Source organism: Burkholderia sp. 28_3 (genome assembly GCF_003253915.1).
GTDB classification, from domain to species: Bacteria; Pseudomonadota; Gammaproteobacteria; order Burkholderiales; family Burkholderiaceae; genus Burkholderia; species Burkholderia cenocepacia.
This window is the reverse complement of sequence record NZ_QKZF01000075.1, coordinates 1-2,079: the sequence shown is the minus strand read 5'-3', so window position 1 is coordinate 2,079 and position 2,079 is coordinate 1. Positions and strand designations below refer to the sequence as shown.

General features: G+C 65.3%; 1 protein-coding gene and 1 pseudogene. Both read left to right on the top strand.

Annotated elements, in window-relative coordinates:
- Window positions 1–219 precede the first annotated feature (219 nt).
- Entirely contained in the window at window positions 220–1,731 is a 1,512-nt protein-coding gene (istA, locus tag DFS13_RS39655) for an IS21 family transposase (RefSeq protein WP_027809980.1), read from the top strand.
- 4 nt (window positions 1,732–1,735) lie between these two features.
- Window positions 1,736–2,079 (top strand): annotated as a pseudogene (istB, locus tag DFS13_RS39650) (IS21-like element ISBmu1 family helper ATPase IstB); the annotation flags it as partial.

The following is a 2,079-nucleotide window of genomic DNA, read 5'->3' as shown; positions in this document are numbered from 1 at the left end:
TGTCACGGGGCGGCGCTATGGAGCCAATGCGGGGTCGGCATAAGGGCGCCACTTGAGGGGCGGCACATAGGCGCCAGTCCAAGGGCGGCGTAATGGCGCCACGTTAGGGGCGGCGCATAGGCGCCAGCAGCATCAGGGCGAGAACGCGGTTCGAACTTTCCGAGTCGGTACGCTCCGTTCTTTTTGAACGGAGCGTCCATGGCCAACAGGAGGTTCGAATTGTTTGAATACCGCCAAGTCCTTGTCCGCATGCGGCAAGGCGATTCTGACCGCGACATCGCGCGCGGCGGTTTGATGGGGCGCAAGAAGCTGACGACCGTGCGCCGCGAGGCTGAAGCGCGTAGTTGGCTGGATCCGGTGCAGCCGCTGCCGGACGACGCTACGATCGCGGGTGTCTTCGGGCGCACGCCGCACCTGCCGCACACCTGTGTGTCGACGGTTGAGCCATATCGCGAACAGGTCCGCGAATGGCTTGCCGCCGGCGTTCAGGGCACCACGATCCATGCCGCCCTTCAACGCAATCATGGCTACGCCGGCAGCTATTGTGCCGTGAAGCGCATGCTGCGCCATCTGGCTGCCGAGCGCAGCGTGGCCACCACAACGATCCTCGACTTCGCACCGGCCGACGCCGCGCAGGTCGACTTCGGCGCGGGACCCGTGCTGACGGTCGAGGGCATTGCGGTCCGGACGTGGATCTTCGTGATGACGTTGTGCTGGTCGCGCCACCAGTATGCCGAGATCGTGCTGGACCAGACCGTCGAGACGTGGCTCGCCAGCCACCGGCGCGCCTTCGAATGGTTCGGCGGCTGTCCCGACCGGGTCATCATCGATAACGCGAAGTGCGCGATCATCCGGGCGTGTCGATACGAGCCGGCGGTGCAACGCTCGTACGCCGCGCTTGCCGAGGGATATGGATTCCGGATCGACGCCTGTCCGCCGCACGATCCCCAGAAGAAGGGCGTCGTCGAATCGGGCGTCAAATACGTCAAGAAGTCCTTCGTGCCGCTGCGCGAGTTCCGGGATCTGGCCGACGCCAACCGGCAACTGCGCGAATGGGTGATGCAGCAGGCCGGCACTCGTATCCACGGCACCGTCCACGAACGGCCGCTGACGCGCTTCGGCGTCGAGCGCCCGTTGCTCGCTGCATTGCCGGACGTGCCGCCGGTACTGTCGGTCTGGAAGGAGGTGGCGGTCCATCGCGACGGCCACGTCGTCTACAAGCACGCGCTGTACTCTGCACCGTTCACGCTCGTCGGCAAGTCGCTCTGGCTGAAGGCGACCGATACGGTCATCCAGCTGTTCCATCGGCATGAACTCGTCGCAACCCATCCGCGGCAGCGGGCCGGCGGTCGCCACACGGTGCGAGATCACCAGCCGCCCGAAGCGCAGGCCTGGCTCGAGCACGATCCGCAGTGGTGTCTGGCGCGCGCGAAGGAGATCGGGCCGTCGTGCCACGGCGTGATCCTCGCGCTGTTCAACGACAAGGTGCTCGTCAACCTGCGCGGCGCGCAGGGGATCATCCGGCTGCGACAGAAAGTCGGCGATCAGAGGCTGGAAGCAGCCTGCGAGCGTGCGCTCGCGTTCAGCAGCGCGAAGTACAGCACCATCAAGGGCATCCTCGACAAAGGCCTGGACAGCGAACCGGTGCCGCGTCCCGCGTCGGCCCCGACTGGCGCTTACCAGAACGGCGGCCGCTTCGGCCGTGATCTCCAATCCCTGCTGATCCACTGACACCATGAACCCGAGTCCCGAATTGAATTCCATCCTCAAACAGCTGCGCCTGTCCGGCATCCTCGACTCGCTTGAGCAGCGCAACCGTCAGGCGATCGACGGGCAGCTCGCCTATACCGAGTTCCTTGCCATGCTGCTGCACGACGAGGTTGCCCGTCGCGAACACAAGAAGCTCGGCACCCGTCTGCTGCGCGCCGGCTTCGCGATGGGCAAGACGCTCGAGACGTTCGACTTCGACCGGCTGCCTACGTTGAACCGCTCACACGTTCATGATCTCGCGACAGGCCGGTATCTCGACGAGAAGGTCGCGATCCTGATCGCCGGTCCAACCGGCACCGGCAAAAGCCA